This window comes from Mycolicibacterium hodleri, from assembly GCF_025822245.1.
GTDB lineage: Bacteria > Actinomycetota > Actinomycetes > Mycobacteriales > Mycobacteriaceae > Mycobacterium > Mycobacterium hodleri.
This window is the reverse complement of the sequence record NZ_JACKTL010000030.1, coordinates 41,920-67,327: the sequence shown is the minus strand read 5'-3', so window position 1 is coordinate 67,327 and position 25,408 is coordinate 41,920. Positions and strand designations below refer to the sequence as shown.

Here is a 25,408-nt window from a genome sequence, read left to right as displayed (position 1 = left end):
GCCACAACCACCGACATGCCGACTGACCTGGAGTTTTCTAAGGAAATCCACGGGTGTCGGCGGACGCGGTGAGGTGTGCGACAGTTGCGGAATGCTCTGGGCGTTGCTGCGACGGTACGCGGGACCGTACCGCGGGTCGGTCGCGGTCGTCGGCGGCCTCCAGATGGTCAGCTCGCTGGCCTCGCTGTACCTCCCGACGATCAACGCGGCGATCATCGACGACGGCGTCGCCAAGGGTGACACCACCACGATCGTCGAGCTCGGCGCCATGATGCTCGGCGTCACCGCCCTGCAGGTGCTCTGCGCGATCGGCGCCGTCTACTTCGGGTCGCGCGTGGGCATGGGCTTCGGCCGCGATCTGCGATCGGCGATGTTCCACCACGTGACCGGCCTGTCCGCCGAGGAGACCGCCCGCTTCGGCGCGCCGACGCTGCTGACCCGCACCACCAACGACGTCCAGCAGATTCAGGTGCTCCTGCAGATGACGTGCACCATGCTGATCGCCGCACCGATCATGTGCGTCGGGGGCATCGTGATGGCGATCCACCAAAACGCGGGCTTGTCATGGCTGTTGATGGTCAGCGTGCCCCTGTTGGCGCTGTCCAACTACGTGATCGTCGCGAAGCTGCTGCCAATCTTCCGTCGGATGCAGCGGCTGATCGACGGCATCAACCGGGTGATGCGCGAGCAGCTCTCCGGCATCCGGGTCATCCGCGCATTCGCCAGGGAACCGTTCGAGCGCAGCAGGTTTCGCGAGGCCAACGAGGCGCTGGCCGACACGGCGATGACGGTCGGCCGACTGCAGGCCCTCATGCTGCCGTTCACCACGCTGGTGATCAACGTGTCCAGCGTCGCGCTCATCTGGTTCGGCGGCATGCGCATCGACTCGGGTGAAATGCAGGTGGGCTCCCTGATCGCCTTCCTGTCCTACTTCATGCAAATCCTGATGGCCGTCCTCATGGCGACGCTTCTGGTGGTGATGTTGCCGCGCGCCTCGGTGTGTGCCGAGCGCATCAGCGAGGTGCTCTCCACCACGCCCGCGATCGCCAGTCCCGACACGCCCGAGAGCCCGGTTCTCGCTCGGGGCGCCGTCGAGATCGTCGACGCCAGCTTCCGCTACCCCGGCGCGGATCGACCCGTGCTGCAGGGGGTTTCCCTGGTGGCGCGGCCCGGCACCACGACCGCCGTGGTGGGGTCGACGGGGTCCGGCAAGTCGACGCTCGTCTCCCTGATCTGCCGGCTGTTCGACGTCACCGAGGGGTCGGTGGCCGTCGACGGGGTCGACGTCAGGGACTACGACGTCGAGAGGCTGTGGTCGACGATCGGACTGGTCCCCCAGCGCGGCTACCTGTTCTCCGGGACGGTTGCCGAGAACCTTCGCTACGGCAAGGCCGACGCCACCGACGACGAGATGTGGACCGCGCTGCGCGTCGCCTCGGCGGAGGAGTTCGTCGCCGCGCACGCCGACGGGTTGGAGATGCGGGTGGCCCAGGGCGGCATCAACTTCTCCGGCGGACAGCGGCAGCGGCTCGCGATCGCCCGCGCGGTGATCCGTCGCCCGGCGATCTACCTGTTCGACGACGCGTTCTCCGCCCTCGACGTCCGCACCGACGCGCGGGTCCGGGCCGCGCTGGGCGAGGTGTCCGCCGACTCGACGGTGCTCATCGTCTCCCAACGCATCTCGACGGTGATGGACGCCGACCAGATCGTGGTGATCGACGACGGCGCCGTCGTCGGCACCGGCACGCACGAGTCGCTGCTCGTCGACTGCCCCGTGTATGCGGAGTTCGCGGATTCCCAGGCCGTCACCGGGGCCATCCGATGACCGGGCCGGTCGGCCGCAGGCTCAACGCCGGCCTCGACACGCCGACGGAGCGTTCCAAGGACTTCCGCGGAACGGCGGTACGGCTGCTGAGGAGGCTTACCCCGCAACGGCTTCCGACGGTCATCGTGCTGCTGCTCGGCGTCGTCGGCATCGCGATCGGGGTGGTGGGGCCGCTGATCCTCGGGCACGCCACCGACCTGCTGTTCAGCGGCGTGATCGGCCGGCAGCTGCCCGCCGGCATCACCAAGGCGCAGGCGGTCGAGGCGGCCAGGGCGCGCGGCGACGGCACCTTCGCCGACTTGCTGTCCGGCATGAACGTGGTGCCGGGGCAGGGCGTCGACTTCGCCGCCGTCGGCCGGACGCTGTTGCTGGCGCTCGTGTTGTATCTGGTTGCCGCCCTGATGATCTGGATCCAGGCCCGACTGCTCAACGTGATCATCCAGCGCACGATGGTGGCGGTGCGCTCCGACGTCGAGGACAAGGTGCACCGGCTGCCGCTGTCGTACTTCGACTCTCGGCAACGCGGGGAGGTGCTGAGCCGGGTCACCAACGACGTCGACAACATCCAGTCGTCGTTGTCGTTGACGATCAGCCAGCTGTTGACGTCGATCCTCACCGTCGTCGCGGTGCTGGCGATGATGCTGACGATCTCGCCGGTGCTTGCCCTGATCACCGTGCTGACGGTGCCGTTGTCGCTGTGGTCGACTCGCACGATCGCGCGCCGCAGCCGGGACCAGTTCATCGCGCAGTGGCGCAACACCGGCCGTCTCAACGCCCACGTCGAGGAGACCTACAGCGGGTTCACCGTCGTCAAGACCTTCGGCCACCGCGCCATCGCGGAAGACCGGTTCCGGGAACTGAACGGCGACGTGTACCAGGCCAGCTTCCGGGCGCAATTCCTGTCCGGCCTGGTGTCCCCCGCGACGACGTTCGTCGGCAACCTCGGCTACGTCGCGGTCGCCGTCGTCGGCGGCCTGCAGGTGGCGACCGGCCAGATCTCGCTCGGCAGCATCCAGGCCTTCATCCAGTACGTCCGCCAGTTCAACCAGCCGCTGACGCAGGTCGCGTCGATGTACAACACGTTGCAATCCGGAATCGCCAGTGCGGAGCGGGTATTCGACTTCCTCGACACCGAGGAGCAGACACCGGACCCGACGGGCTCGGCACCCGAACGGCGTGGGCCGGGACGGGTGGAGTTCGAGCACGTCGGGTTCGAGTACCGGCCGGGCACGCCGATCATCGAGGACCTGTCGCTGGTGGCCGAGCCCGGCAGCACCGTGGCGATCGTCGGTCCCACCGGGGCGGGCAAGACGACGCTGGTGAACCTGCTGATGCGGTTCTACGAGGTGGACTCCGGGCGCATCACCGTCGACGGCGTGGACATCACCGCGATGAGCCGCCACGCCCTGCGGTCCAGCATCGGCATGGTGCTACAGGACACCTGGCTGTTCGGCGGCACCATCTACGACAACATCGCCTACGGTCGTCCCGAGGCCGACGAGGAGCAGGTGATCGAGGCCGCGAAGGCCGCTCACGTCGACCGGTTAGTCGCGACGCTGCCGAACGGATATCAGACCCGGATCACCGACGACGGCGGCAACATCAGCGCCGGCGAGAAGCAGCTGATCACCATCGCCAGGGCGATCCTGGCCCAGCCGAGACTGCTGATCCTCGACGAGGCCACCAGCTCGGTGGACACCCGCACCGAGCTGCTGATCCAGCAGGCCACCGCCGAACTTCGCCGGGACCGGACGAGTTTCATCATCGCGCATCGACTTTCGACGATTCGCGACGCCGACGTGATCCTGGTGATGGAGGCGGGCCGGATAGTCGAGCGGGGCAGTCACGACGAGCTGATGGCCCGCCACGGCGAGTACTGGTCGATGACCCAGGCCTAGAGCTGGGGGCCCTCGGCGCGGAGGTCGTCGACCGTGCTCATCGCGTCGCGCAGCTTGCCGAGCCATTCGTCGGCGTGCTCGCCGACCAGCCGCACCGACCAGGCCAGGGCATCGGATCGCGACCGTGCCACGCCGGCGTCGACGAGGGTGTCGAGCACCTGACGCTCGGGCTGCCGCAGGCGCGTCATGACCGGTACGGCGATGTGGGTGAACAGGATTCGTTCCGAACCGACCTCGACACCCCAGGCCACCTTGCGGCCGTAGCGATGCTCGGCTTCGTCGGCGATCCGCATCCGCTCCGACCGGGTCTCCTCGCGGAAGCGTGCGGCACGACCGGAGGCACGGGCGTCGCTCTCCTCGCCGTCGGCGTCGGGGAGGTGGCCGACGACGGTGATCTCCTCGCGGTCGACGACGACCGTCGGGTCACCCGAGAACCAGCCCTCGGGTAGGCGTCCGGCGATCCAGTCGGGGGCGTCGGTGGCGTCGGGCTGTTGGGACTGCTGCCAGCCGCCGGAGCGGCCGCGGTGATGTTGTTTCATGATTACATGATTACGTTGTTACAGCCTTAACGGGGCAGACTTCTCCCAGGGCGAACGGACCAGGCCGTCAGCGCAGCTTGCGCGCGACCGCCACACCGCCGCCGACAACGAGCGCGAGCAGGAGCAGGATCCCCCAGCCCGCACCGGCCAGCAGCCAGACCGCGACGACCGCCACGATTCCCGGCGAGGCGAGGAACAGGACCATTCCGGGGTGTTGCTTGACGACCTCGAGGGCGCTGCGGGCACGCGCCGGGTCGATCTCCTTGGACATCTGCCCAGCATGCCAGCACCCGCCCCTCGACCCACCGGCGTTGGCCTAGGGTCTGGGCAAGGAGACGCCGACATCGAACCGAGGAGCGACACGGTGACTGGACCCGGACAAGGAAGCTGGCAGCCCGATCCCGAGGGCCGATACGAGTACCGCTGGTGGGACGGCCGCGGGTGGACCGATCAGGTGTTCCATCAGGGGCAGGCTGGCCAGGCGCCGCTGGGTGTCCCACCCGCGGCGCAAGCCCAGGCGCAGGTGCAGTCCCAGGCCCCGCAGGCGTCGACGTACGACCCCGGTCAACCCGCCGGCGACGGCTTCGAGGGAATCACCGGTGACCTGGTCGACGGCCGGTTCACCGAGAAGGAGTCCACGCCGATCGCCAACCAGAACGCGAAGCTGCTTCGCGTCCGCCTCGGTGAGCCGTTCATGGCGCGACAGGGATCGATGGTCGCCTATCAGGGCAACGTCGACTTCGCCTTCGAGGGCGGCGGGGCGTCGAAGTTCATCAAGAAGGCCCTGACCGGCGAGGGCGTACCGCTCATGCGGTGCCAGGGGCAGGGCGACGTGTTCCTCGCCGAACTCGCCCACGACGTGCATCTGCTGAACCTCGAGAACTCGGGTCTGTCGATCAGCGGCAAGAACGTGCTGGCGTTCTCCTCGAGCCTGGACTGGAACATCGAACGGGTGAAGGGCGGCAGCATGGCCACCGGCGGGTTGTTCAACACCACGCTGCGCGGCACCGGCTGGGTGGCGCTGACCACCGACGGGCCACCCGTGGTGCTCGACGCCGGGGAGGCGCCGACGTACGCCGACACCAACGCCGTCGTCGCGTGGTCGGCGAACCTGCAGACCCAGTTGAAGGCCAGCTTCAAGGCGGGCGCACTGATCGGTCGCGGTTCGGGCGAGGCCGTCCAGGTCTCCTTCCAGGGCCGAGGCTTCGTCATCGTGCAGCCCTCGGAGGGCATCCAGATTCCGACGCCGTGACGCAGACGTGGGGAACCGAGGTCCGGACGAGCACCTACGGCGGCCACCCGGGACTGCTCTACGACCGGGCACCCGATGGTTTTGCCGAGCTGATGGCCGGCACCGAGGTGTGGACGGACAGAACCTTCCTGGTGCACGGCGAGCGCCGCGTCACCTTCGCCGGTTTCCGTGCTGCCGCCCACGCCGCGAGGGCTCAGCTCGCCGGCCTCGGCATCCGCTCCGGTGACCGCGTCATGGTGTTCGGATACAACGGTCCCGAGTGGATCGTCGCGCTGTGGGCGCTGTGGCTGGAGGGCGCGGTGCCCGTGCTGGCGAACCGGTGGTGGAGTACGGCCGAAATCGACCACGCCGTCGGCGTTCTCGCACCCACCCACGTGCTCGCCGACACCACGCTCGACGTGCCGGTGCCGGTCAGCCCGCTCGGCGATCTGCGCGCCGCGTTCGACGGACCCGCGGTCGAGGCCTCCCCCGCGGTCGAGTCCGACGGCGACGCGGCCGCGCTGATCCTGTTCACCTCCGGCAGCTCCGGGATGCCGAAAGCCGTTGAACTGTCCCGTCGTTCGGTGATCTGCAACCAGCACGACATCCTGCATCGCACCGGTCGGCTGCCCCATCTGCTCGACGAGAACTCCGTCCAGGTGGTCAGCCTGGCGACGACGCCCATGTTCCACGTCGGCGGCCTGTCGAGCCTGCTCACCCACTTCCTGACCGGCGGCAAGATCGTCATGACGGAGGGCCGATTCGACGCGGGCCGGATCCTCGCCCTGATCGAGCGCGAGGGCATTCAGGTGTGGGGGGCCGTGCCCACCATGGCAATTCGCCTCCTGGAGCACCCCGACTTTGCGTCGTACGACCTGTCGAGCCTGAAGTCCTGGCCGTTGGGCGGGGCACCCGTCACCACCGCCCTGCTGGACCGGATCCGCGCCAAGTTGCCGAAGCTGCGCGAACGGGGACTGAGCAACACCTGGGGCATGACAGAAGCAGGCGGCTTCCTCACCGTGGCCGACGCTCGCGATCTCGCCGTCCACCCAGGTTCGGTGGGACGGCCGTACCCCGTCGTCGAGATCCGGATCGCGAACCCGGACGCCGACGGCGTCGGCGAGGTGCTGGCGCGCTCGCCGACGGTGATGAACGGCTACGTCGGCGTCGACGCCGCGGTGAACGCCGAGACCGTCGACGGCGACGGCTGGCTGCACTCCGGCGACCTCGGGCACCTCACCGAGGACGGCTACCTGTTCATCGACGGCCGGAGCAAGGACGTCGTGATCCGGGGTGGGGAGAACATCGCCTGCCCGCACGTCGAGGCGGCGATCGCCAGCCATCCCGCCGTCGTGGAGGTGGCCGCCCTTGGCGTGCCCCATCCCGACCTCGGCGAGGAACTGGTGGCGGTGGTGGTCCATCAGGCCGACGCCGAGCCGCCGACCGCTGCGGAGCTGGCCGGTCACGTCGCGGGCGTGCTCTCCTACTTCGCCATCCCGACCCGTTGGGAGATTCGCGCCCAGCCGCTTCCGACGCTGGCCGGCGAGAAGGTCGACAAGAAGACGCTGGCCGCGTCGTTCGCCGCTGGCCGGGGTGACTAATCGCTCAATTACCCATACCCCCTATGGGTATATAGTGGCGGCATGAGCGTCTTGTTGGAAGTGCACGGCATGAGCTGCGCGCACTGCGTCGCCTCGATCACCTCCGCGGTGTCCCCACTGCCCGGGGTGACGGCCGTCGACGTGGCACTCGCCGACGGCACGGTGCGCGTCGAGGGCAGCCCCGACGTGGACGCCGTGGCGGCGGCCATCGAGGACGCCGGCTACGACGTGACGACACCATGAGCACCGTCACCCTCGCCGTCGACGGGATGACGTGTGCCTCCTGCGCGGCACGAATCGAGAAGCGGCTCAACAAGATCGACGGCGTGCGCGCGAGCGTCAACTACGCCACCGAACAGGCCGCCGTCGACTTCGACGCGGGCGTGACCACCGACGACCTGGTGGCCGCCGTGCAGGCCACGGGGTACACCGCGACGATTCACCGCTCCGACCGCAACCACGACGACGACTACCGACGCCGGCTGGTCGTCTCGGCCGCCCTGAGCGTGCCGGTGCTGGCCGTGTCGATGATCTCGGCATGGCAGTTCACCGGCTGGCAGTGGTTCGCGCTGGCACTGGCCACTCCCGTGGTCAGCTGGGGCGCGTGGCCCTTTCACCGGGCCGCGATCACCAACCTGCGACACGGCGCCACGACGATGGACACCCTGGTCTCGATCGGGGTGCTCGCCTCCTATCTGTGGTCGGCGTGGCAAGTCGTCGCCGGTGACGACCACCACCAGCTCTACCTCGAGGTGGCATCGGTCGTCACCACCTTCATCCTCGCCGGGCGCCACTTCGAGACGCGGGCCAAGACCCGGTCCGGCGCCGCCCTGCGGGCACTGCTGGACATGGGCGCCAAGGACGTCGCCGTCGTCCGGGGCGACCGCGAGGAGCGCATCCCCGTCGACCAACTGGCGGTCGGCGACGTCTTCGTGGTGCGGCCCGGCGAGAAGGTCGCCGCCGACGGCGTGGTCGTCGGCGGTGCGTCGGCAGTCGACGCCTCGATGCTGACCGGCGAGTCGGTGCCCGTCGAGGTCGCCGTCGGCGACGAGGTGACCGGAGCCACCGTCAACGTCAGCGGACTGCTCCACGTCCGTGCGAGCCGCGTCGGCTCCGACACCCAGCTGGCTCAGATGGCGCGCCTGGTCGAGGACGCCCAAAGCGGCAAGGCCGACGTGCAGCGGCTGGCCGACCGCGTCTCCGCGGTCTTCGTGCCCGTCGTGATCGCCGTGGCAGCAATCACGTTCGCCGGCTGGCTGCTGGCCGGCGGCTCGGCCGCCGCCGCGCTCCTCGCCGCCGTGGCCGTCCTGATCATCGCCTGCCCCTGCGCGCTCGGGCTCGCCACCCCGACGGCGCTTCTGGTGGGCACCGGCCGCGGTGCCCAGCTCGGCATCCTGATCAAGGGACCGCAGGTGCTTGAGTCCACCCGCCGCGTCGACGCCATCGTGCTCGACAAGACGGGCACCGTCACCACGGGCCGAATGAGCGTCGCGAGCGTGGTGGGCGACGACGACACCCTGCGGCTCGCGGGTGCTCTGGAGAACGCATCGGAACATCCGATCGGCCGCGCCGTCGCCGCTCGAGCGGCCGCCGCCGGCGCGCTGCCGCCGGTCACCGACTTCGCCAATCACGGCGGGCGGGGCGTCGTCGGCGTGGTCGAGGGCCAGACCGTGGCCGCGGGACGCCTGACGTGGCTGCGCGACGAGCGGGCCCTCGTGGCACCGGCGGACCTCCTCACCGCGGCCGCCGAGGCCGAAGCACTAGGCCAGACCCCGGTCTGGATCGCCGTCGACGACGAGATCCGCGCCGTGATCGTCGTCGCCGACACCGTGAAGGACACCGCCGCAGAGGCGATTCGGGACATGCGCCGCCTTGGGCTGACACCGATCCTGATGACCGGCGACAACGAGCGCGCGGCCCACGCGGTGGCGGTGGAAATCGGGATGGACCCCGACGTCGACGCGGTGATCGCGGGGGTGCTGCCCGCCGACAAGCTCGACCACGTCAAGCGGCTGCAGTCCGAGGGCAGGGTCGTCGCAATGGTCGGCGACGGCGTCAACGACGCCGCCGCCCTCGCCCAGGCCGACCTCGGGCTGGCGATGGGCACGGGCACCGACGTCGCCATCGAGGCGTCGGACCTGACGCTCGTCACCGGCGACCTCCGCGCCGCCGCCGACGCCATCCGGCTCTCCCGCGCCACCCTGCGGACCATCAGGGGCAACCTGTTCTGGGCGTTCGCCTACAACGTGGCGGCCATCCCGCTGGCCGCGCTCGGCTTGCTCAATCCGATGATCGCCGGCGCCGCAATGGCTTTCAGCTCGGTCTTCGTGGTGAGCAACAGCCTGCGGCTGCGGCGGTTCACTCCGTCCCGCTAGCCCTTCGGACCCGGAACAGCTTCACTTCGTCCTTGATGTTCTTGAGGCGTCGCGCGCCGGCGAAGGACCACGTGAACTGGTCGACCTCGCCGACGGCCTCCCGGGTGGACTCCGAGACCAGGACGGCACCGGGCCGGGCTGCTCCCGTCACCCGGCTGGCGAGGTTCACCGAGTTGCCGAACCAGTCGCCCGCCCGGCTCACCGCCATGCCGGTGGCCAGGCCCACCCGCAGTCGGGGGAAGTCCTCGTCGACCTCGGTGGCGTCCAGCAGATTCAGGACGGCGTGCAGCATCGCGACGGGATCGCTGCTGACGAGCATCACCTCGTCGCCGATGCTCTTGACGTAGCGGACCGGGGGCTCGGCGACCTCACGTGCCAGGTCGGCGAGCCGGTGCGCCAACTTCTCGAGATCCTCGGGCGGGACGGCCTCCCCGAGTCGGGTGAAGCCGACGAGGTCGGCGAACGCGGTCGTGACGAGGCGGGCGCCCGGAAGCGGAAGCCCTTCGGCCCGTTCGGTGTTGGTGACCGCCTCGTCCTCCATGATGTGCAGCAGCTGCAGCCGCAGCGTGTCCTCGATCATCGGGCCGAGCAGCGGCGCCACCTGCGCCACCAGCGCCTCGGAGGCCTTCGCGGTCTCCAGCTCGGTGGCGCCCGGTTTCAGCACGGCGGCCAATGCGGCGTACCGCATCACCTCGGCCGCCCGGGTCAACCCCTCGGCGAGCACCTGCAGCACGAGCACCACCTGGTCGGCGGTGATGCCGAGGTCGAGGAACTTCCGCGCGTTGGCAAAGGCCTCCGCGTCGGACTTGGGCAGCACCACGGCGTCGGGATCGTCGACCCTCGGCAGGCCGACCGCACGCATCATGCGTTCCAGCAGTTCGAGATCCAGACCGGCGGCCTCGCTGATGTCGCGGGCCGAGACCAGGGTCCCGTCGTCTCCGAGGGCCCCGCGGGTGGCCAGCAGCATCGGGGCGAACGACTCGCGGATCTGGGCGGCGGTGTAGCCCTTCGAGGTGAGCCACTCGACGAGCTCGGCGCGCTCGGATCGCGCCGTTCCCTCCAGCCCGTCCAGCAGGCCGGCCGCGTCCAGGTCATCGAGGTCCTTCACCGGCTCAACGTATCCGACGACTTCCGGGCCGCGATGAGTTCCGGCCCGCAGACTCGTCCATACCGTTACCCGACGTTCCAGGAGGACTCCATGACCACGCCGACCGGCCATCCGCCCATCGTCGACGCCACTACCTGGCAGGCCGCCCGTGACGAGCTGCTTCTCCGCGAGAAGGCCCACACCCGCGAGGGTGACGCCATCGCCGCCGCCCGCCGCCGGTTGCCGATGGTGGAGTTCGACGGCACCGTCGCGGTCGTCGGGCCCCGCGGCCCGGTCCCGTTCCTCGAATTGTTCGACGGGCGAGACGAACTCGTCGTCTACAAGCACATGTGGCACGACGGCGCCCCGCACCAGGGGCAGTGCGAGGGCTGCACCACCACGGCGTGGCATGTCAGGGACTCGGTGTACCTCAACGCCCGCGGTGTCTCGTATGCCGTCCTCACCGAAGGCGCGTGGGACGAGGTGGCGCCCTACCTGGAGTTCATGGGCTACACCGAGCCCTGGTACTCCGTGCGCGACGTGGACGGCCCGGCCGGAGGCCCGATGGGCTTCCTCGCGTCGTATCTGCGCCTCGGCGACCGGACGTTCCTCACCTACTCCACGACGGGCCGAGGCAACGAGCGGGTCAACGGCTCGATGGGCCTTCTCGACATGACTCCCCACGGTCGTGGCGAGGAGTGGGAGGACGACCCCGACGGATGGCCAGAGGGACGGCACTCGTGCTGGTCCTGGCGTGCGGACGCGGACGGGAATCCCACCTGGGGCCCGACCAGTCGTCCGGTACCGCAGTGGACTCGCCCCGGCGCAACGGCGGTGACGACCCTGGGGCGCCGCGACGACGACCGCTGACCCGATCGTCCCCGGCCTTCTGGGAGGATCGGAGGAACGATGACCGAGCCCATGCGAGTAGGCCTGCCACCCGTCGTCGGCGACGCCGCCCGGGTGCTCATCCTGGGGTCGTTTCCCAGTGAGCGGTCGCTGGTGGCCGGCGAGTACTACGCCAACCGGCGGAATCAGTTCTGGCAACTGATGGCCACCCTGTTCGACGTCGGCGTGGACCTGCCGTATCAGGAGCGGGTCGACGCCCTGACGGGTCACGGAGTCGCGCTGTGGGACGTGGTCCACAGCTGCCGTCGGGTGGGCAGCCTGGACGCGAAGATCGACAAGGCGACGCTGACGGTCAACGACTTCGGACCGCTGTTCGCCCGGCACCCGGGTATCCAGCGGATCTTCGTCAACGGGCTCACCGCCTTCGAGTTGTTCGAGGCGCGGGTCCAGACCGAGATCCCCGCGGTGCGGCTGCCGTCGAGCAGTGGGGCGTTGCCGATGTCGTTCGCCGACAAGCTGGACAGGTGGCGCGACGTCGCCTGACGACCGCTGTGCGTGGCAACGGCCGCGCAAACCTCGACGGCGGCGTGGTCGAGCGACTACCCTTGAATTCGTTGGCTCCAGTTAACTCGCAGCTAACGCCTTGTCGTCGGGTGGAGGTATCGGCCCATGTCGATCGCAGTGCATTTCGACCAGCCGGTGGGTAGCCGCGTCCGACGCGCCCTCGTCCACGGCGGTGCGGTCAACGTCACCTCTGCCTCGCCCACGTCCATCGCCTTGGCCATGTTCGCCAGGGAGCTGATCGGTGACGCCTTCGGGGGTCGGGACCCCGAGTTGGCCCAGTTCGATCTGCCCGTCGCCGACCACGACGCCGTCATCGGAACGCTGACCCGACGCTTCACCCACCACCCGGAGTCGACGCGCCTCCTCCGGGCTCTCCTGCTCGAGCGCGGCTGCGACCCGGAGACCACCTACGTCGGCGTCCCGCGCCTGTGCGTGTCCACCGGCAACGTCGCCGGGGTCGACGCCTGGCGTCCGCACCGCGACACCTGGCGCGCGGCTCCCCTGGCACAGGTGAACCACTGGATGCCGGTCTACGAGGTGGACGAGGACAACGCGGTGGCGCTTCACCTCGAGTACTTCAGCCAGGCGATCGCCAACGACTCCGCCGACTACGACCACCACGGGTGGGCCCGCGCCGTGGGACCGACATCGCCCCTTCCCGTGGCGACCGAGGCGGTCGACCCGTTCTCGGCCAGCGTGTTCGTCACCCCGGTCGGCGGTGTGTTGCAGTTCTCCGGTCAGCACCTGTACTCCACCGTCCCGAACGAGGGCGACCGGACCCGCTTCTCGGTCGACTTCGCGACCGTCGACGTCGGCGACGTCCGGGCCGGGCTCGGCGCGCGCAACGTCGACGGCCGCTGCACGGGCTCGTCGATTCGCGACTTCGTCCGCGCAGCCGACCTCTCCCCGATGCCCGAGGACGTGGTCGCCATGCTCGACCCCCGTGGCGAGCCGGGCGACGACCGGGCCCACGCGGCCCACACCCGACCCGCCTTCACGAAGGCGTGACCCGGGCGAACTACGGTGGCCTCATGCCCTGCGTGTTCTGCGCCATCGTCGCCGGTGACGCACCGGCCATCCGCGTCTACGAGGACGACGAGTACGTCGCCATCCTCGACATCCGGCCCATCGTGCGCGGGCACGTGCTCGTCATCCCCAAGACGCACACCGTCGACCTGACCGACACCCCGCCGGACACCGTCGCCGCCATGATGCGCATCGGCCAGCGCATCGCCAGGGCGGCCCGCGCGTCGGGCCTGCACGCCGACGGCAACAACGTCGTCGTCAACGACGGGAAGGCGGCGTTTCAGAGCGTCTTCCACATCCACCTGCACGTCGCCCCGCGCAAGACCGGCGACAAGCTGTCCTTCGCCAAGGGGCTGGTGGTCCGCCGCGATCCCGATCGGGAGGAGACGGCCCGCATCCTGCGCGACGCGCTGGCGACCCTCGACGCCTAAAGCCCTAGGAAGCGCCGCGCGTTGCGTTCGAGCGTGGCGTCGTCGATGCCTGCGGCGTGGGGCAACTCGAGCGGTTGCGGCAACCCCATGTCGAACGGATAGTCGCTGCCGCACATCAGGTGCGAGGGGTCGGCGTGCGCGCGCAACAACTCCAGCGCCGCGGCGTCGTGGGTCAGGGTGTCGAACCACAGGCCGGCGAAACCCTCGCGCGGCGAACGGGTTTCCGCGCTGCGGACGTCGGCGCGCTTCTCCCAGCCGTGCTGCCACCGCCCCACCAGGGCCGGCGCACAGCCGCCGCCGTGCAGCATGCAGATCCGAAGGTCGGGTAGCTCCTCGAGCACGCCGCCCAACACCAATGACGCTGCGGCAGTGGCGGTTTCGACGGGATTGCCGATCAGGTTGACCAGGTAGTAGGACGACCACTCCGGCCGCGGCAGCTGCATCGGATGCACCAGCACGGCAAGATCGCGTTCGGCGGCGGCCCTCAACAGCTCTCGCATGGGCGCGACGTCGAAGGACGTGGGCCCCAGCAGCGGCGGTACGGCAATGCCACGTACGACGTCGGTTGCGGCGATCTGGTCCATCTGCGCGCGGGCGGCATCGGGGTCGTGCAGCGACACCAGACCAAGCCCGAGGAGTCGGTCACCGCTGTCGCGGCACGCGCGGGTCAACGCGTCGTTGAAGTTTGCGACGTAGTCGTCCACCCCGGCGGCGTCGGCGACGGGAAAGGCGAACGGCGGCGCCGAGATCACCCTGGTGCCGAGCCCGGCGGCGTCGGTGTCGGCGAGCACGCGACGCGGATCGGTCATGGCGTCGGTCTCGATGTACAGCGGCAAGTCGCCGAGGTACATCTGACCCTCGCGGCCGTGAAGCGGAGGCAGCGGCGAGCCAGGCGGAAGGCCGAAGAGCTCCTTGGGTAGCCAGTGCGCGTGGACGTCGATCGGACCAGTCGTCATGGCTCCACGATGCGCGACGCGACGGCGGTCGACAATGTCAGCCGCCACACAAGTCGCAGGGAGCTATGGCAACGCCTCCACACGACCCTCGGATGACAGACTGAGGCCCATGAGCACCATTCCCGTATGGGAGCGCTACCTCGGCATTCCGCTTCTCAAGGTCCACGACGCGATCTATCGCAAGACCAACGGCTGGGTCGGACACAAGATCCCCGGACAGGCACCCATCCTGCTGCTGCACACCGTCGGCGCGAAGACCGGAATCGCGCGCACCAACGCGCTCAGCTACGCCCTCGACGGCGGCTCGTATCACGTCGTCGCGTCCAAGGGCGGTGACCCCAAGGCCCCCGGGTGGTACTTCAACCTGAAGGCGAATCCGAAGGTCGAGATCAACGTCGGCCCCAAGCGGATGCCCGCCACGGCGCGCGTCATCGGCTCCGACGACCCGGATTACGCCCGACTGTGGAAGTTGGTCAACGAGAACAACTCCCACCGGTACGACGGGTACCAGAAGCGGACCTCGCGGCCGATTCCGATCATCGCGCTGACGCCCTAGAAGAGCTCCTTGGCAAGCAGTTCCAGCGTCTGATCACGGGCCGGCGCCAGCCGGGGGTCGACGCCGTGGAACGCCGAGCCGACGGGGTTGACCATCACCTCGTCGACGCCGAAGTGGGTGGCCAGCTCGCGCACCTGATCGGCCGCCTCGGTCGGCGATCCGACGATGGCGCGCTCCAAACCGGCGTCGACGACGGCCTCCTGCTGGAAGCTGAGCTCGACGCGCTTCGCGTCCTCGACCAGGTCCAGTGCGCGCAACGGCTGACCGGTCCGCAGGAACGCCATCATGTGCAGGTTGGGCAGCATGAGGTCCATCGCCTCCTCGCGGGTGGGCGCGACCGACGCGTTGACCGTCATGAACGTGACGGGCGCGGCGGCGACGTCGCTTGGCCGGAACTCGGACCGGTAGGTGGCGAGCGCCTCCTCGGTGCCCTGCCCCGAGAAGTGATGGGCGAACACGTACGGCAGGCCCTTCGCGGCGGCCAGGTGCGCCGAATACAGCGACGATCCCAGCAGCCACAGCCGCGGTTCGCTCGAGGCGGCGGGCGTCGCCTTGAGGACGTAGTTCTGGTCGAGCAGGCCCCTGCTGCGCACGGCCACCCGCACGCCGGAGGTGCTCATCAGCGCCGCCACGTCGTCGAGGTACTGGGGGAAGTTCTCGATGTCGCTGTCGTCGCGGCCGGCGGCGCCGCGCAACGCCATCGACGTCACCGGATCCGAGCCGGGCGCCCGCCCGATGCCCAGGTCCACGCGTCCGGGGGCGGCCGCCTCCAACAACGCGAACTGCTCGGCGACGGCCAGCGGTGCGTGGTTGGGCAGCATCACCCCGCCGGAGCCGAGCCGCAACTGCCGGGTCTGCGCGGCCAGATAGGCCAGCACGACCGGTGGGCTGGTCGCCGCGACGGCGGGCATGTTGTGGTGTTCGGCCACCCAGTAGCGCGTATAGCCCAGCTCGTCGGCGGTCTGGGCGAGGTGCACCGTCGCCGCGAGCGCATCGGAGGTGGTCTGGTCGCTGCGGACCGGGACGAGGTCTAGTACCGAAAGTCGCACGCTTCATTCAACCGCCGGGCCGGTGGGATCGTTCCCCGTCGGGCGATTCGTGTGCGTTCAGGAGCGGTGAGCGCTCCTCAAACACCACAAATCGCTCGGGCGGTGGTGAACACGTCGTCGAGCATCGCGGGGGTGAGCCGACCGGTGAAGGTGTTCTGCTGGCTGGGGTGGTAGCAGCCGATCAGCGCCACGTCACCAAGCTGCGCGACCGCGAGGTGGCCGAACTTGGGTAGCGGCCGGGGCACCGTCCCGCCGCCGGCGCGCACCATGCCCAAGGCCACCTTCCACGCGAACCCGCCGAGCGCGACGATCGCGCGCACGCCGGGCCGCACCAGCTGCCACTCGGCATCGAACCACGGCGCACACGTGGCGCGCTCCTCCGGTGTCGGGGCGTTGTCCGGCGGGGCGCAGCGGACGGGTGCCACCATGCGGGTGTCGACCAGGGTCAAGCCGTCCGCGGCGTCGACGCTCAGCGGCGAACTCGCGAGGCCGGCGCGGTGGAGCGCGGCGAACAGGACGTCGCCACTGCGGTCGCCGGTGAACACGCGACCCGTCCGGTTGGCACCGTTGGCGGCGGGCGCGAGCCCCACGACGAGGATCGTCGGCGTGGTCGAGCCGAAGCTGGGCACCGGCCGGCCCCAGTACGGCTCGCCGGCGAAGGACCGGCGCTTCTCGACGGCCACCTTCTCGCGCCAGGCGACCAGCCGCGGGCACGCCCGGCAGACGCTGACCTCGGCGTCGAGAAGTCCGACGTCACGGGCGCCCGCGGCCAACCTGCGCACCCGCCCCGGCGTCGTCGCGACCGCGGTGTCGGGGCCGGCGGGGTCGCCCGGCCAGCCGGTCCCGGGCGGCACCGGCGAGTCGTAGAGCTCGCCCGTTCGCGGATGCGGCAGTCTCACCCCCCCACTGTGCACGTGCGGGAAAATGGTTCGCGGACCGGGCGGACGCGCTGTTAGATTCAGCCCCGATAACTCATGATCACCACCACCCGGCGCCCCCTCTTCCTGATCTTCTTCGCGGCGCTGACCGCCGGGGCGGGCAACGGCATCTCCCTCGTCGCCTTCCCGTGGCTGGTGTTGCAGCGCAACGGTTCTGCGGTCGACGCGTCGATCGTCGCGATGGCGGGGACGTTGCCGTTGCTGGTCGCCACCCTGATGGCGGGGGCGGCGGTCGACTATCTGGGCCGGCGGCGGGTGTCGATGATCTCCGACGGGCTGTCCGCCGTCTCGGTGGCCGCGGTCCCGGTGATCGCGCTGACCTTCGACGCCGACGCGGTCAACGTGACGGTGCTGGCCGCCCTGGCGGCGCTGGGTGCGTTCTTCGACCCGGCCGGCATGACCGCCCGCGAGACCATGCTGCCCGAGGCGGCCGACCGGGCGGGCTGGACGCTCGACCGCGCCAACGGCGTCTACGAGGCGGTGTTCAACCTGGCCTACATCGTCGGTCCCGGCGTCGGCGGCCTGCTCATCACCACCCTGGGTGGCGTCAACTCGATGTGGGTGACGGCCGGGGCCTTCGTGCTGTCGATCTCGGCCGTCGCGGTGCTGCGACTGGAGGGCGCGGGCGTCCCGAACCGCGAACACATGCCCCAGGTGTGGGCCGGCGTCGTCGAGGGGCTGAAGTTCGTCTGGAACACCCCGGTACTGCGCACGCTGGCGTTCGTCGACCTCACCGCCACCGGCCTGTACATGCCGATGGAGAGCGTGCTGTTCCCCAAGTACTTCACCGACCGCAGCGAGCCCGCCCAACTCGGGTGGGTGCTGGTGGCGTTGAGCGTCGGCGGGCTGGTCGGCGCCCTCGGCTACGCGGTGCTGTCGAAGTACTCGAACCGGCGGACGATCATGCTCGTCGCACTGCTGGTGCTCGGGGTGTCGATGACCGTCATCGCCTTCCTGCCGCCGCTGCCGGTGATCCTGCTGCTGTGCGCCGTCGTCGGATTCGTCTACGGGCCCATCGCCCCGATCTACAACTACGTCATGCAGACCCAGGCACCGGCGCACCTGCGCGGCCGGGTGGTCGGCGTGATGGGCTCGCTGGCGTACGCGGCGGGTCCGCTCGGCCTGATCGTCGCGGGTCCGCTCGCCGACGCAGCGGGTCTGCACGTCACGTTCCTGGCGCTGTCACTGCCGATGCTGCTGCTGGGGTTGGCGGCGATCTTCCTGCCCGCGCTGCGGCACCTGGACCGCGATCCGGATCGCGCTGTTTCCGACTAGGGGGTTTGGGTAACCACACAGGCGGATGTGACGCACACCACAATCGAGGTCCGCCGTGTACCAGCAAGTTCTCGATCCGGTCGCCAACTCGCTCGCCTGGAGCGCGGTGGTGGCGGCCATTCCGCTGCTGTTGCTGTTCGTTTTGCTCGGCGCGCTGAAGATGACCGCATGGGTGGCGTCGCTGATCTCCCTGGCGGTGTCGCTCGCGATCGCGATCGTCGTCTACGGCATGCCCGTGGGACAGGCGTTGCTCGCCGGCACCGAGGGCGCGGCATTCGGCTTCTTCCCCATCCTGTGGATCGTCATCAACGCCATCTGGGTGTACCAGATGACCGTCGCGACCGGTCATTTCGACGTCCTGCGCCGCTCGTTCGCCAGCGTCAGCGACGACCAACGCGTTCAGGCGATCATCATCGCCTTCTCGTTCGGCGCGCTGATGGAGGCACTCGCCGGCTTCGGCACCCCGGTCGCGGTGACCTCGGTGATGTTGATGGCGTTGGGCTTTCAGCCGATGAAGGCCGCGGTGCTCGCCCTGGTCGCCAACACCGCACCCGTTGCCTTCGGCGCGATGGCCACCCCCATCATCACCCTGGGCCGGGTCACCGAACTGCCCGTCGACTCGCTTGGCGCCATGATCGGCCGCCAGACGCCGCTGCTCGCCCTGTTCGTTCCGCTGGCCCTGGTGGCGATCGTGGACGGTCGGCGCGGCCTCCGCCAGACCTGGCCCGTCGCGCTGGTCTGCGGAATCGTGTTCGCCGCAGCGCAATACGCCACCTCCAACTTCGTCTCCGTGCCGCTGGCCGACGTGGTGGCGGCACTGGCGTCCGCAGCCGCCGTCGTCGTCATGGTGCGGGTCCAGCGCACGACCCGCACGGCCGACGTCGCCGCGCGTGTTGGCGGCTCGGGAACGGGCGACGGGCCGGATGACGACGAGGTGACCGACTCCCGGGCGGACGTGGTCAAGGCCTACGCGCCCTACGGCATCATCATCGCGGTCTTCGTCGTCTGCCAGATCGGTGCCGTGAAGCGGCTGCTGGACGGTGCGACGTTCACGTTCACCTGGCCCGGCCTCGACGTGGTCGGCGCCGACGGGAATCCGCTGAGCCTCGCCAAGTTCTCCCTCAACCTGCTCACCACCCCGGGCACGCAGATGTTGGTGGCCGGTCTCCTCACCATGGTCGTGCTGAGACTCTCGGCGCCCAGGGCGGTCAAGGCCTACGGCGCGACACTGCACCAGCTTCGGTGGGCGATCCTCACGGTGATGGCGGTGTTGGCGCTGGCCTTCGTGATGAACGTGTCCGGCCAGACCATCACCCTGGGCACCTGGATGGCCGGGGCGGGTTCGGCGTTCGCGCTGCTGTCGCCGATCCTCGGCTGGCTGGGCGTGGCGGTCACCGGCTCCGACACGTCGGCGAACTCGTTGTTCGGCGCACTGCAGGTGACCGCCGCGAACCAGGCCGGGCTCTCCGAGGTCCTGATGGCCGCGTCCAACAGCTCCGGCGGCGTGCTCGGCAAGATGATCTCGCCGCAGAACCTCGCCATCGCCGCGGCGGCGGTGGGACTCGACGGCAAGGAGGGCGAGATCTTCCGCCGAGTGGTCCTGTGGAGTCTCGGCTTCCTCCTCGTGCTCTGCGCGCTGTCGGCGCTGCAGTCCTCGCCCATCTTGTCGTGGATGGTGCCATGACACTCGTAGCATCGAACCGTGAGCGCAGACATGCTGGCTGACCTGATCGCCCAACTACCCGAGGGCACCGTCGTCGACGACCCGGACATCGTCGCGTCCTACCGGCAGGACCGCGCCGCCGACCCGAATGCGGGCACCGCCCTGGCGGTCGTCCGACCCCGCACCACCGAGGAGGTGCAGGCCGTAATGCGTTGGGCCACCGCCCATCGCGTGCCGGTGGTCCCCCGCGGCGCGGGCACCGGACTGTCCGGCGGCGCGACGGCCCTCGACGGCGGCATCGTGCTGTCTACCGAACGCATGCGCGACATCACCGTCGACCCCGTGACCCGGACCGCCGTCACCCAGCCCGGGCTGTTCAATGCCGAAGTGAAGAAGGCGGTGGCCGAGTACGGGCTCTGGTACCCGCCCGACCCGTCGTCCTACGAGATCTGCAGCATTGGTGGCAACATCGCCACCAACGCGGGCGGACTCTGCTGTGTGAAGTACGGCGTCACAACCGATTACGTCCTCGGCCTGCAGGTGGTGCTGGCCGACGGCACCGCCGTCCGGCTGGGCGGACCCCGCCTCAAGGACGTCGCGGGCCTGAGCCTGACCAAGCTGTTCGTGGGCAGCGAGGGCACGCTCGGCATCGTCACCGAGGTGACGCTCAAGCTGCTGCCCACTCAGCACCGCGGCTGCACCGTCGTCGCGTCGTTCGACGACGTCGCCGCCGCCGCCGACGCCGTCGTCACCATCACCGGAAAGATCCGGCCGTCGATGCTGGAGTTCATGGACAAGGTCGCCATCAACGCCGTCGAGGACAAGCTGAAGATGGGGCTGAACCGCGACGCCGCGGCGATGATGGTCGCGGCGTCCGACGACCGCGGTCCCGCCGGCTCGGAAGACGCCGAGTACATGGCGCGGGTGTTCACCGAAGCCGGTGCGACGGAGGTGTATTCGACGTCCGACCCCGACGAGGGCGACGCCTTCGTGGCGGCGCGGCGCTTCGCGATCCCGGCGGTCGAGGCGAAGGGGTCGCTGCTGCTGGAGGACGTCGGCGTGCCGCTACCTGCGCTGGCCGACCTGGTGGCGGGTGTCGAGAAGCTCGCCGAACAGCACCAGCTGATGATCTCGGTGATCGCGCACGCCGGTGACGGCAACACCCATCCGTTGATCGTGTTCGACCCGTCCAACGCCGACGAGGCCGCCCGCGCACAGACGGCCTTCGGGGAGATCATGGACCTCGCCGTCAACCTGGGCGGCACCATCACCGGAGAGCACGGCGTCGGCAGGTTGAAGCGGCCGTGGCTGGCCGGCTACCTCGGCCCCGAGGCGATGGAGCTCAACCGTCGCATCAAGAAGGCCCTCGACCCCGACGACATCCTCAACCCGGGCGCCGCGCTCTAGCTCGCCGGAGCCTCCACCGGGTCACGGCGAGGCCACGGCTGTGGCAGCGGACGCTTGCGCACGTGCAGCGGCCACCAGAACCACTTGCCAAGCAGCGCCGCCAGCGACGGCGTCATCAGCGAGCGCACCACCAGGGTGTCGAAGAGCAACCCAAGGCCGATGGTGGTGCCGACCTGGCCGATGATCCTCAGCTCGCTCACCGACATCGCGATCATGGTGAACGCGAACACCAGGCCCGCCGAGGTGACCACCGATCCCGTACCTGCCATGGACCGGATGATGCCGGTGTTCAGCCCGGCGTGGAGCTCCTCCTTCATCCGGGAGACCAGCAGCAGGTTGTAGTCGGCACCAACGGCCAGCAGGACGATCACCGACATCGGCAGCACCATCCAGTGCAGCGGGAGCCCGATCACGTGCTGCCACAGCAGCACCGAAAGCCCAAAGGACGCACCGAGACTCAGCAGCACGGTTCCGACGATCACGGCTGCGGCCACCACTGCCCTGGTGAGCAGCACCATGATGAGGAAGATCAGGATCAATGCCGCGACAGCCGCGATGAGGAGGTCGTAGTCCGCGCCCTGCTGCATGTCCACGTAGGTGGCCGCGCTGCCGCCGACGAACACGGTCGAACCCTCCAGCGGAGTGCCCTTGATGGCGTCCACCGCGGCGACCCGCAGCGGTTCGATGTGCGACGTGCCCTCCTCCGTCAACGGGTCACCCTGGTGAAACACGGTGAAGCGCACCGCATGTCCGTCGGGTGAGAGGAACAGCTTGATGCCCCGCTGGAAGTCGGCGGTTTGGAACGCCTCCGGCGGCAGGTAGAAGGTGTCGTCGTTGCGCGCGGCGTCGAAGGCCTGGCCCATCGCAGTCGAGTTCTGCTGCAGGGCGATGTTCTGGTCCTGTTGGGCCTTCTGCGCCTGATACTGGTTGAGCAGATATTGCTTTTGGTTTTTCAAGGTTTGGATCATTGCCGGCATCGCCGCCGCCATCTGCGGGGTCAATTCGGCCATCCGGTTCAGATCCGGCACGATGTCCTGGAAGTCATCGGACATCTTGGCGATGCCGTCCAGGGAGTCGAAGACCGACCGCACCGACCAACACATCGGGATGTCGTAGCAGTGCGGTTCCCAATACAGGTAGTTACGGATCGGCCGGAAGAAGTCGTCGAAGTCGGCGAGGTGGTCACGCACCTCCTGGATGTCGTCCGACGTCTTGCTCATCTTGGCGGCCATCCTGCTGGTGACGTCGGCCAGCTGCAGCGTGATGTCGTAGAGCTTCTGCTGCGAATCGATGGACGTCTGCATCTCTTCGGCCTGCTTGAGCGTGTTGGCCAGCACGGTCTGCTGATAGTCGTTGTTCATCAGCTGACCGTTGCCACTCTGGCTGACGTTGTAGGCGAGCGACGCGTGTTCGATCGGCTTGCCGTCGGGCCGGGTGATCGTCTGTACCTGCGCGATCCCGTGCACGTGCACCATGGCCTTGGCGATCTTGTCGATGATCAGGAAGTCGGCCGGGTTGCGCAGGTCGTGATCGGCCTGCACCATCACCAACTCCGGATTCATCTTGGCTTCGGAGAAGTGCCGGTTGGCGGCGGCGTAGCCGATGTTGGCCGGGATGTCCGCGGGCAGGAAGTTTCGGTCGTTGTAGGTGGTGTGGTAGCCCGGCAGCGTCAGCAGGCCGACGAGCGCCAGGACGACGGCGATGATCAGCACGCCGCCGGGCCAGCGGACGGTGGCCGCTCCGACGCGGCGCCAGCCCCGGGACTTGGCCCTGCCCTTGGGTTCCAGTACCTTTCCGAACCGCGTCACCAGTGAGATGACCGCCGGGCCGAGGGTCAGCGCCGCGGCCACCACGATCGTCATGCCCACCGACAGCGGAAAGCCCATGGTCTGGAAGTACGGCAACCGGGTGAAGTGCAGGCACAGCGTGGCCCCGGCGATGGTCATGCCCGATGCCAACACGACATGCGCCGTGCCGTGGAACATGGTGTAGTACGCCGACTCTCGGTCCTCGCCGGCTCTCCTGGCCTCCTGGTAGCGGCCGATCAGGAAGATCGCGTAGTCGGTGGCCGCGGCAATGGCGAGGGTGACCACCATGTTCGTCGCGAAGGTCGTCAGCTTGAACACGTCGTAGAAGCCGAGGAAGGCGACGATGCCGCGCGCCGAGAGAAGGCCGACGACCACCATCGACATGGTGATCAGCACCGTGACGACGGAACGGTAGACGAGCAGCAGCATGACGATGATGACGGCGAACGTCAGACCCTCGATCATCTTCATGCTGGCGTCACCGACGGCATTCTGATCCGTCGTCGTCGCGGCCGCACCCGTCACGTACGCCTTGACGCCCGGCGGCGCGGGCTCGGTACTCACGATGTGCCGCACGGCTTCCACCGACTCGTTGGCCAGCGCCTCGCCCTGGTCGCCGGAGACGTACACCTGTACGTAGGCCGCCTTGCCGTCGACGCTCTGCGCACCGGCGGCGGTCAGGGTGTCACCCCAGAAGTCCTGGACGTGCTGCACGTGCGTGGTGTCCGCGCGCAGCTTGCGGACCATCGAGTCGTAGAACGTGTGCGCTTCGGCGCCAAGGGGATCCTCGCCCTCGAGCACCACCATCAACGAGCTGTTGGTCTTGTATTCGTTGAACACCTCACCGACGCGTTTGGTCGCGATCAGCGCGGGCGCATCCTGCGGGCTCATCGACACCGCCCGCAGCTTTCCCACGTCTTCGAGTTGGGGGACGACGGTGTTCAGCAGCGCGACGATGGCGATCCACCCCAGCACGATCGGAATCGCAAAGGCCCGCAGGAACCGCGGGAGCCAGGGCCGGGGCCGGGCGGCGTGGCGCGCGGTCGGGATCGCGTCCGTGGGCGCGTCGTCGACGGAGTCCTGGCCGCCCGACCTCTTGACGATGCTCATGCGGCCTTCACCAGGCAGTACGTCGCGGAGTTCACGCCCTCGGCCGTCCTTTCGTCCTTCACCACGTGGTCCACGGTGACTCTGCAGCTGATGGTTTGGCCGTTGCTCTGAGCGAGGATGTTGGGCATGACGGACGGCACCGTGGTCGTGAGCGTCAAGGTCCACGGCAGGGGCACCTCACCGGTGCGCTGTGGCACTCCGCTGAGGTCGGCGTAGTTGATGGTGGCGGTCGAGCCGGACCCGAACACCTCGTAGGTCACCACCTTCGGGTTGAACGACTCGGCGGTGTCGGAACCCACGGGCGTCACCACCGCCCCGTGGGAGCCGAAGACCGACCGGAAGTGCGAGACGCTCACCGCGCCAACGGCTATCGCGACGACGACCAGCAGCGGCAACCACGTTCGTCTCAGCACCGCGATCAAGAGTCGAGCCTTTCCAGGGGAACCCCGACCAGTCGGAGCCGGTCATGTAGCTAGCCAACCTAAATGCATAAGTGGATAAATGCAATCCACTTATGACGGCCGTCACTTAGACTCGCGAGCGTGACCGAGGGCGAGCAACCCCGCCGAGCGCTGCGCAAGGACGCGGAGCGCAATCGACGCCGGGTGCTCGACGGCGCGCGCGCCCTCTTCGCCGAGCGAGGCCTGGAGGCGACCCTGAACGACGTGGCCCACCACGCCAACGTCGGGGTGGGCACCGTCTACCGGCGGTTCGCCACCAAGGAGGAACTGCTGGAGGCCATCTTCGAAGACGGCATCGAGCAGATCGCCGGTATCGCGGAAATTGCGTCACGGCAGGATGATTCATGGGCAGGCCTCGTCTACTTCGTCGAGCAGACCTGCGAGCTGACCGCCACCGACCGCGGCTTGCGCGAGATGCTCTACAGCAAGGCCTACGGCGGATATCGCGTGGAACGAGCCCGCGTACGACTCGACCCGTTCGTCTCCGCCCTGGTGGAACGAGCCAGGCGCGACGGCTACCTGCGGCCCGGGGTCGAACCGAGCGACATGCCGATCGTGAGCCTTCTGGCCGGCGCGGTGGTCGAGTGGGCCGGGCACGTCCAGCCGCAACTGTGGCGTCGGTACGTCGCACTCTTACTGGACGGCATGCGCGCCCACCCGGGCCAACCCACGATCACCGTCGCCGCCCTGGACGACGAGCAGATGGACGACGCCATGAAGGGCTGGCACCCGGCCGGCTGACCTCACCGGCCAAGGGTT

23 protein-coding genes are annotated in these 25,408 nt (G+C 69.0%); 15 read left to right on the top strand and 8 right to left on the bottom strand.

The genetic code is table 11. From position 1 onward, the window contains the following. Nucleotides 1-91 precede the first annotated feature (91 nt). A complete protein-coding gene (locus H7J06_RS12140) occupies nt 92-1,825 on the top strand; it encodes an ABC transporter ATP-binding protein (RefSeq protein ID WP_264039112.1) in 1,734 nt (577 codons plus the stop codon). Then, on the top strand, nt 1,822-3,723 hold the full coding sequence (locus H7J06_RS12135; RefSeq protein WP_264039111.1) for an ABC transporter ATP-binding protein: 1,902 nt from the start codon (nt 1,822-1,824) through the stop codon (nt 3,721-3,723). The genes H7J06_RS12140 and H7J06_RS12135 overlap by 4 nt, the downstream gene beginning before the upstream one ends. Here the strand turns inward: H7J06_RS12135 and abmR are convergent. Then, nucleotides 3,720-4,262 carry an ATP-binding transcription factor AbmR gene (gene abmR / locus H7J06_RS12130; protein ID WP_264039110.1) on the bottom strand — a complete coding sequence of 181 codons (543 nt, stop codon included), beginning with the start codon at nt 4,260-4,262 and terminating at the stop codon, nt 3,720-3,722. The genes H7J06_RS12135 and abmR overlap by 4 nt on opposite strands. 67 nt (nt 4,263-4,329) lie before the next feature. Further along, nucleotides 4,330-4,533: a hypothetical protein gene (locus H7J06_RS12125; RefSeq protein ID WP_264039109.1), complete on the bottom strand. Its 204-nt coding sequence runs from the start codon at nt 4,531-4,533 to the stop codon at nt 4,330-4,332. A gap of 93 nt (nt 4,534-4,626) precedes the next feature. Between H7J06_RS12125 and H7J06_RS12120 the strand changes: the two genes are divergently transcribed. From H7J06_RS12120 to H7J06_RS12105, 4 genes are read left to right on the top strand one after another with little or no spacing between them, the layout of a single operon-like run. Further along, nucleotides 4,627-5,514 carry an AIM24 family protein gene (locus H7J06_RS12120; RefSeq protein WP_264039108.1) on the top strand — a complete coding sequence of 296 codons (888 nt, stop codon included), beginning with the start codon at nt 4,627-4,629 and terminating at the stop codon, nt 5,512-5,514. Then, on the top strand, nt 5,511-7,094 hold the full coding sequence (locus H7J06_RS12115) for a class I adenylate-forming enzyme family protein (RefSeq protein ID WP_264039107.1): 1,584 nt from the start codon (nt 5,511-5,513) through the stop codon (nt 7,092-7,094). The genes H7J06_RS12120 and H7J06_RS12115 overlap by 4 nt, the downstream gene beginning before the upstream one ends. Before the next feature lie 42 nt (nt 7,095-7,136). Next, the gene (locus H7J06_RS12110; protein WP_264039106.1) at nt 7,137-7,337 is read left to right on the top strand and encodes a cation transporter; all 201 of its coding nucleotides are present in this window, start codon (nt 7,137-7,139) and stop codon (nt 7,335-7,337) included. Further along, on the top strand, nt 7,334-9,469 hold the full coding sequence (locus tag H7J06_RS12105; protein WP_264039105.1) for a heavy metal translocating P-type ATPase: 2,136 nt from the start codon (nt 7,334-7,336) through the stop codon (nt 9,467-9,469). The genes H7J06_RS12110 and H7J06_RS12105 overlap by 4 nt, the downstream gene beginning before the upstream one ends. On the opposite strand, the gene H7J06_RS12100 is transcribed toward H7J06_RS12105, so the two are convergent. Next, nucleotides 9,453-10,577: an adenylate/guanylate cyclase domain-containing protein gene (locus tag H7J06_RS12100; protein ID WP_264039103.1), complete on the bottom strand. Its 1,125-nt coding sequence runs from the start codon at nt 10,575-10,577 to the stop codon at nt 9,453-9,455. The genes H7J06_RS12105 and H7J06_RS12100 overlap by 17 nt on opposite strands. A gap of 90 nt (nt 10,578-10,667) precedes the next feature. Between H7J06_RS12100 and H7J06_RS12095 the strand changes: the two genes are divergently transcribed. From H7J06_RS12095 to H7J06_RS12080, 4 genes are all read left to right on the top strand, one after another. Next, nucleotides 10,668-11,426 (top strand): DUF899 family protein, encoded by a 759-nt coding sequence (locus tag H7J06_RS12095; protein ID WP_264039102.1) that lies wholly within the window; start codon nt 10,668-10,670, stop codon nt 11,424-11,426. Between the two features lie 39 nt (nt 11,427-11,465). Next, nucleotides 11,466-11,948, top strand: a complete 483-nt coding sequence (locus H7J06_RS12090) for a DNA-deoxyinosine glycosylase (RefSeq protein WP_264039101.1) — start codon at nt 11,466-11,468, stop codon at nt 11,946-11,948. A gap of 126 nt (nt 11,949-12,074) precedes the next feature. Further along, nucleotides 12,075-12,977 carry a hypothetical protein gene (locus H7J06_RS12085; protein WP_264039100.1) on the top strand — a complete coding sequence of 301 codons (903 nt, stop codon included), beginning with the start codon at nt 12,075-12,077 and terminating at the stop codon, nt 12,975-12,977. Nucleotides 12,978-13,000: 23 nt separating this feature from the next. Further along, nucleotides 13,001-13,426 carry an HIT family protein gene (locus H7J06_RS12080; RefSeq protein ID WP_264039099.1) on the top strand — a complete coding sequence of 142 codons (426 nt, stop codon included), beginning with the start codon at nt 13,001-13,003 and terminating at the stop codon, nt 13,424-13,426. Here H7J06_RS12080 and H7J06_RS12075 read toward each other — a convergent pair. Further along, nucleotides 13,423-14,382: an amidohydrolase family protein gene (locus tag H7J06_RS12075; RefSeq protein ID WP_264039098.1), complete on the bottom strand. Its 960-nt coding sequence runs from the start codon at nt 14,380-14,382 to the stop codon at nt 13,423-13,425. The genes H7J06_RS12080 and H7J06_RS12075 overlap by 4 nt on opposite strands. Nucleotides 14,383-14,491: 109 nt before the next feature. On the opposite strand from H7J06_RS12075, the gene H7J06_RS12070 reads away from it, so the two are divergent. Then, entirely contained in the window at nt 14,492-14,938 is a 447-nt protein-coding gene (locus H7J06_RS12070; RefSeq protein WP_264039097.1) for a nitroreductase family deazaflavin-dependent oxidoreductase, read from the top strand. On the opposite strand, the gene H7J06_RS12065 is transcribed toward H7J06_RS12070, so the two are convergent. Together H7J06_RS12065 and H7J06_RS12060 are read right to left on the bottom strand one after the other, a co-directional pair. Then, the gene (locus tag H7J06_RS12065) at nt 14,935-15,987 is read right to left on the bottom strand and encodes an LLM class flavin-dependent oxidoreductase (RefSeq protein WP_264039095.1); all 1,053 of its coding nucleotides are present in this window, start codon (nt 15,985-15,987) and stop codon (nt 14,935-14,937) included. The genes H7J06_RS12070 and H7J06_RS12065 overlap by 4 nt on opposite strands. Before the next feature lie 77 nt (nt 15,988-16,064). After that, nucleotides 16,065-16,886, bottom strand: coding sequence for a uracil-DNA glycosylase (locus tag H7J06_RS12060; RefSeq protein ID WP_308205770.1), 822 nt, complete (start codon nt 16,884-16,886; stop codon nt 16,065-16,067). Between the two features lie 75 nt (nt 16,887-16,961). On the opposite strand from H7J06_RS12060, the gene tap reads away from it, so the two are divergent. From tap to H7J06_RS12045, 3 genes are read left to right on the top strand one after another with little or no spacing between them, the layout of a single operon-like run. Then, on the top strand, nt 16,962-18,200 hold the full coding sequence (tap, locus tag H7J06_RS12055) for a multidrug efflux MFS transporter Tap (RefSeq protein WP_264039094.1): 1,239 nt from the start codon (nt 16,962-16,964) through the stop codon (nt 18,198-18,200). Between the two features lie 55 nt (nt 18,201-18,255). Then, complete coding sequence (locus H7J06_RS12050) at nt 18,256-19,884, top strand: L-lactate permease (protein WP_264039093.1); 1,629 nt, start codon at nt 18,256-18,258, stop codon at nt 19,882-19,884. Nucleotides 19,885-19,914: 30 nt separating this feature from the next. Next, entirely contained in the window at nt 19,915-21,270 is a 1,356-nt protein-coding gene (locus H7J06_RS12045; protein WP_275079332.1) for an FAD-binding oxidoreductase, read from the top strand. On the opposite strand, the gene H7J06_RS12040 is transcribed toward H7J06_RS12045, so the two are convergent. Together H7J06_RS12040 and H7J06_RS12035 are read right to left on the bottom strand one after the other, a co-directional pair. Next, the gene (locus tag H7J06_RS12040; protein ID WP_264039091.1) at nt 21,267-24,188 is read right to left on the bottom strand and encodes an MMPL/RND family transporter; all 2,922 of its coding nucleotides are present in this window, start codon (nt 24,186-24,188) and stop codon (nt 21,267-21,269) included. The genes H7J06_RS12045 and H7J06_RS12040 overlap by 4 nt on opposite strands. Continuing rightward, on the bottom strand, nt 24,185-24,610 hold the full coding sequence (locus H7J06_RS12035; RefSeq protein WP_264039090.1) for an MmpS family transport accessory protein: 426 nt from the start codon (nt 24,608-24,610) through the stop codon (nt 24,185-24,187). The genes H7J06_RS12040 and H7J06_RS12035 overlap by 4 nt, the downstream gene beginning before the upstream one ends. A gap of 120 nt (nt 24,611-24,730) precedes the next feature. Between H7J06_RS12035 and H7J06_RS12030 the strand changes: the two genes are divergently transcribed. After that, complete coding sequence (locus tag H7J06_RS12030; protein WP_264039088.1) at nt 24,731-25,390, top strand: TetR/AcrR family transcriptional regulator; 660 nt, start codon at nt 24,731-24,733, stop codon at nt 25,388-25,390. Nucleotides 25,391-25,408: the final 18 nt, after the last annotated feature.

Excerpts from the sequence above, each read along its gene's own strand:
- H7J06_RS12105 (WP_264039105.1), top strand. The coding sequence starts at position 7,334 with ATGAGCACCGTCACCCTCGCCGTCGACGGGATGACGTGTGCCTCCTGC.
- H7J06_RS12095 (WP_264039102.1), top strand. The coding sequence starts at position 10,668 with ATGACCACGCCGACCGGCCATCCGCCCATCGTCGACGCCACTACCTGG.
- H7J06_RS12125 (WP_264039109.1), bottom strand. The coding sequence starts at position 4,533 with ATGTCCAAGGAGATCGACCCGGCGCGTGCCCGCAGCGCCCTCGAGGTC.
- H7J06_RS12110 (WP_264039106.1), top strand. The coding sequence starts at position 7,137 with ATGAGCGTCTTGTTGGAAGTGCACGGCATGAGCTGCGCGCACTGCGTC.
- H7J06_RS12070 (WP_264039097.1), top strand. The coding sequence starts at position 14,492 with ATGAGCACCATTCCCGTATGGGAGCGCTACCTCGGCATTCCGCTTCTC.
- H7J06_RS12045 (WP_275079332.1), top strand. The coding sequence starts at position 19,915 with ATGCTGGCTGACCTGATCGCCCAACTACCCGAGGGCACCGTCGTCGAC.
- H7J06_RS12140 (WP_264039112.1), top strand. The coding sequence starts at position 92 with ATGCTCTGGGCGTTGCTGCGACGGTACGCGGGACCGTACCGCGGGTCG.
- H7J06_RS12075 (WP_264039098.1), bottom strand. The coding sequence starts at position 14,382 with ATGACGACTGGTCCGATCGACGTCCACGCGCACTGGCTACCCAAGGAG.
- abmR (WP_264039110.1), bottom strand. The coding sequence starts at position 4,262 with ATGAAACAACATCACCGCGGCCGCTCCGGCGGCTGGCAGCAGTCCCAA.
- H7J06_RS12135 (WP_264039111.1), top strand. The coding sequence starts at position 1,822 with ATGACCGGGCCGGTCGGCCGCAGGCTCAACGCCGGCCTCGACACGCCG.
- H7J06_RS12090 (WP_264039101.1), top strand. The coding sequence starts at position 11,466 with ATGACCGAGCCCATGCGAGTAGGCCTGCCACCCGTCGTCGGCGACGCC.
- tap (WP_264039094.1), top strand. The coding sequence starts at position 16,962 with ATGATCACCACCACCCGGCGCCCCCTCTTCCTGATCTTCTTCGCGGCG.
- H7J06_RS12085 (WP_264039100.1), top strand. The coding sequence starts at position 12,075 with ATGTCGATCGCAGTGCATTTCGACCAGCCGGTGGGTAGCCGCGTCCGA.
- H7J06_RS12040 (WP_264039091.1), bottom strand. The coding sequence starts at position 24,188 with ATGAGCATCGTCAAGAGGTCGGGCGGCCAGGACTCCGTCGACGACGCG.
- H7J06_RS12080 (WP_264039099.1), top strand. The coding sequence starts at position 13,001 with ATGCCCTGCGTGTTCTGCGCCATCGTCGCCGGTGACGCACCGGCCATC.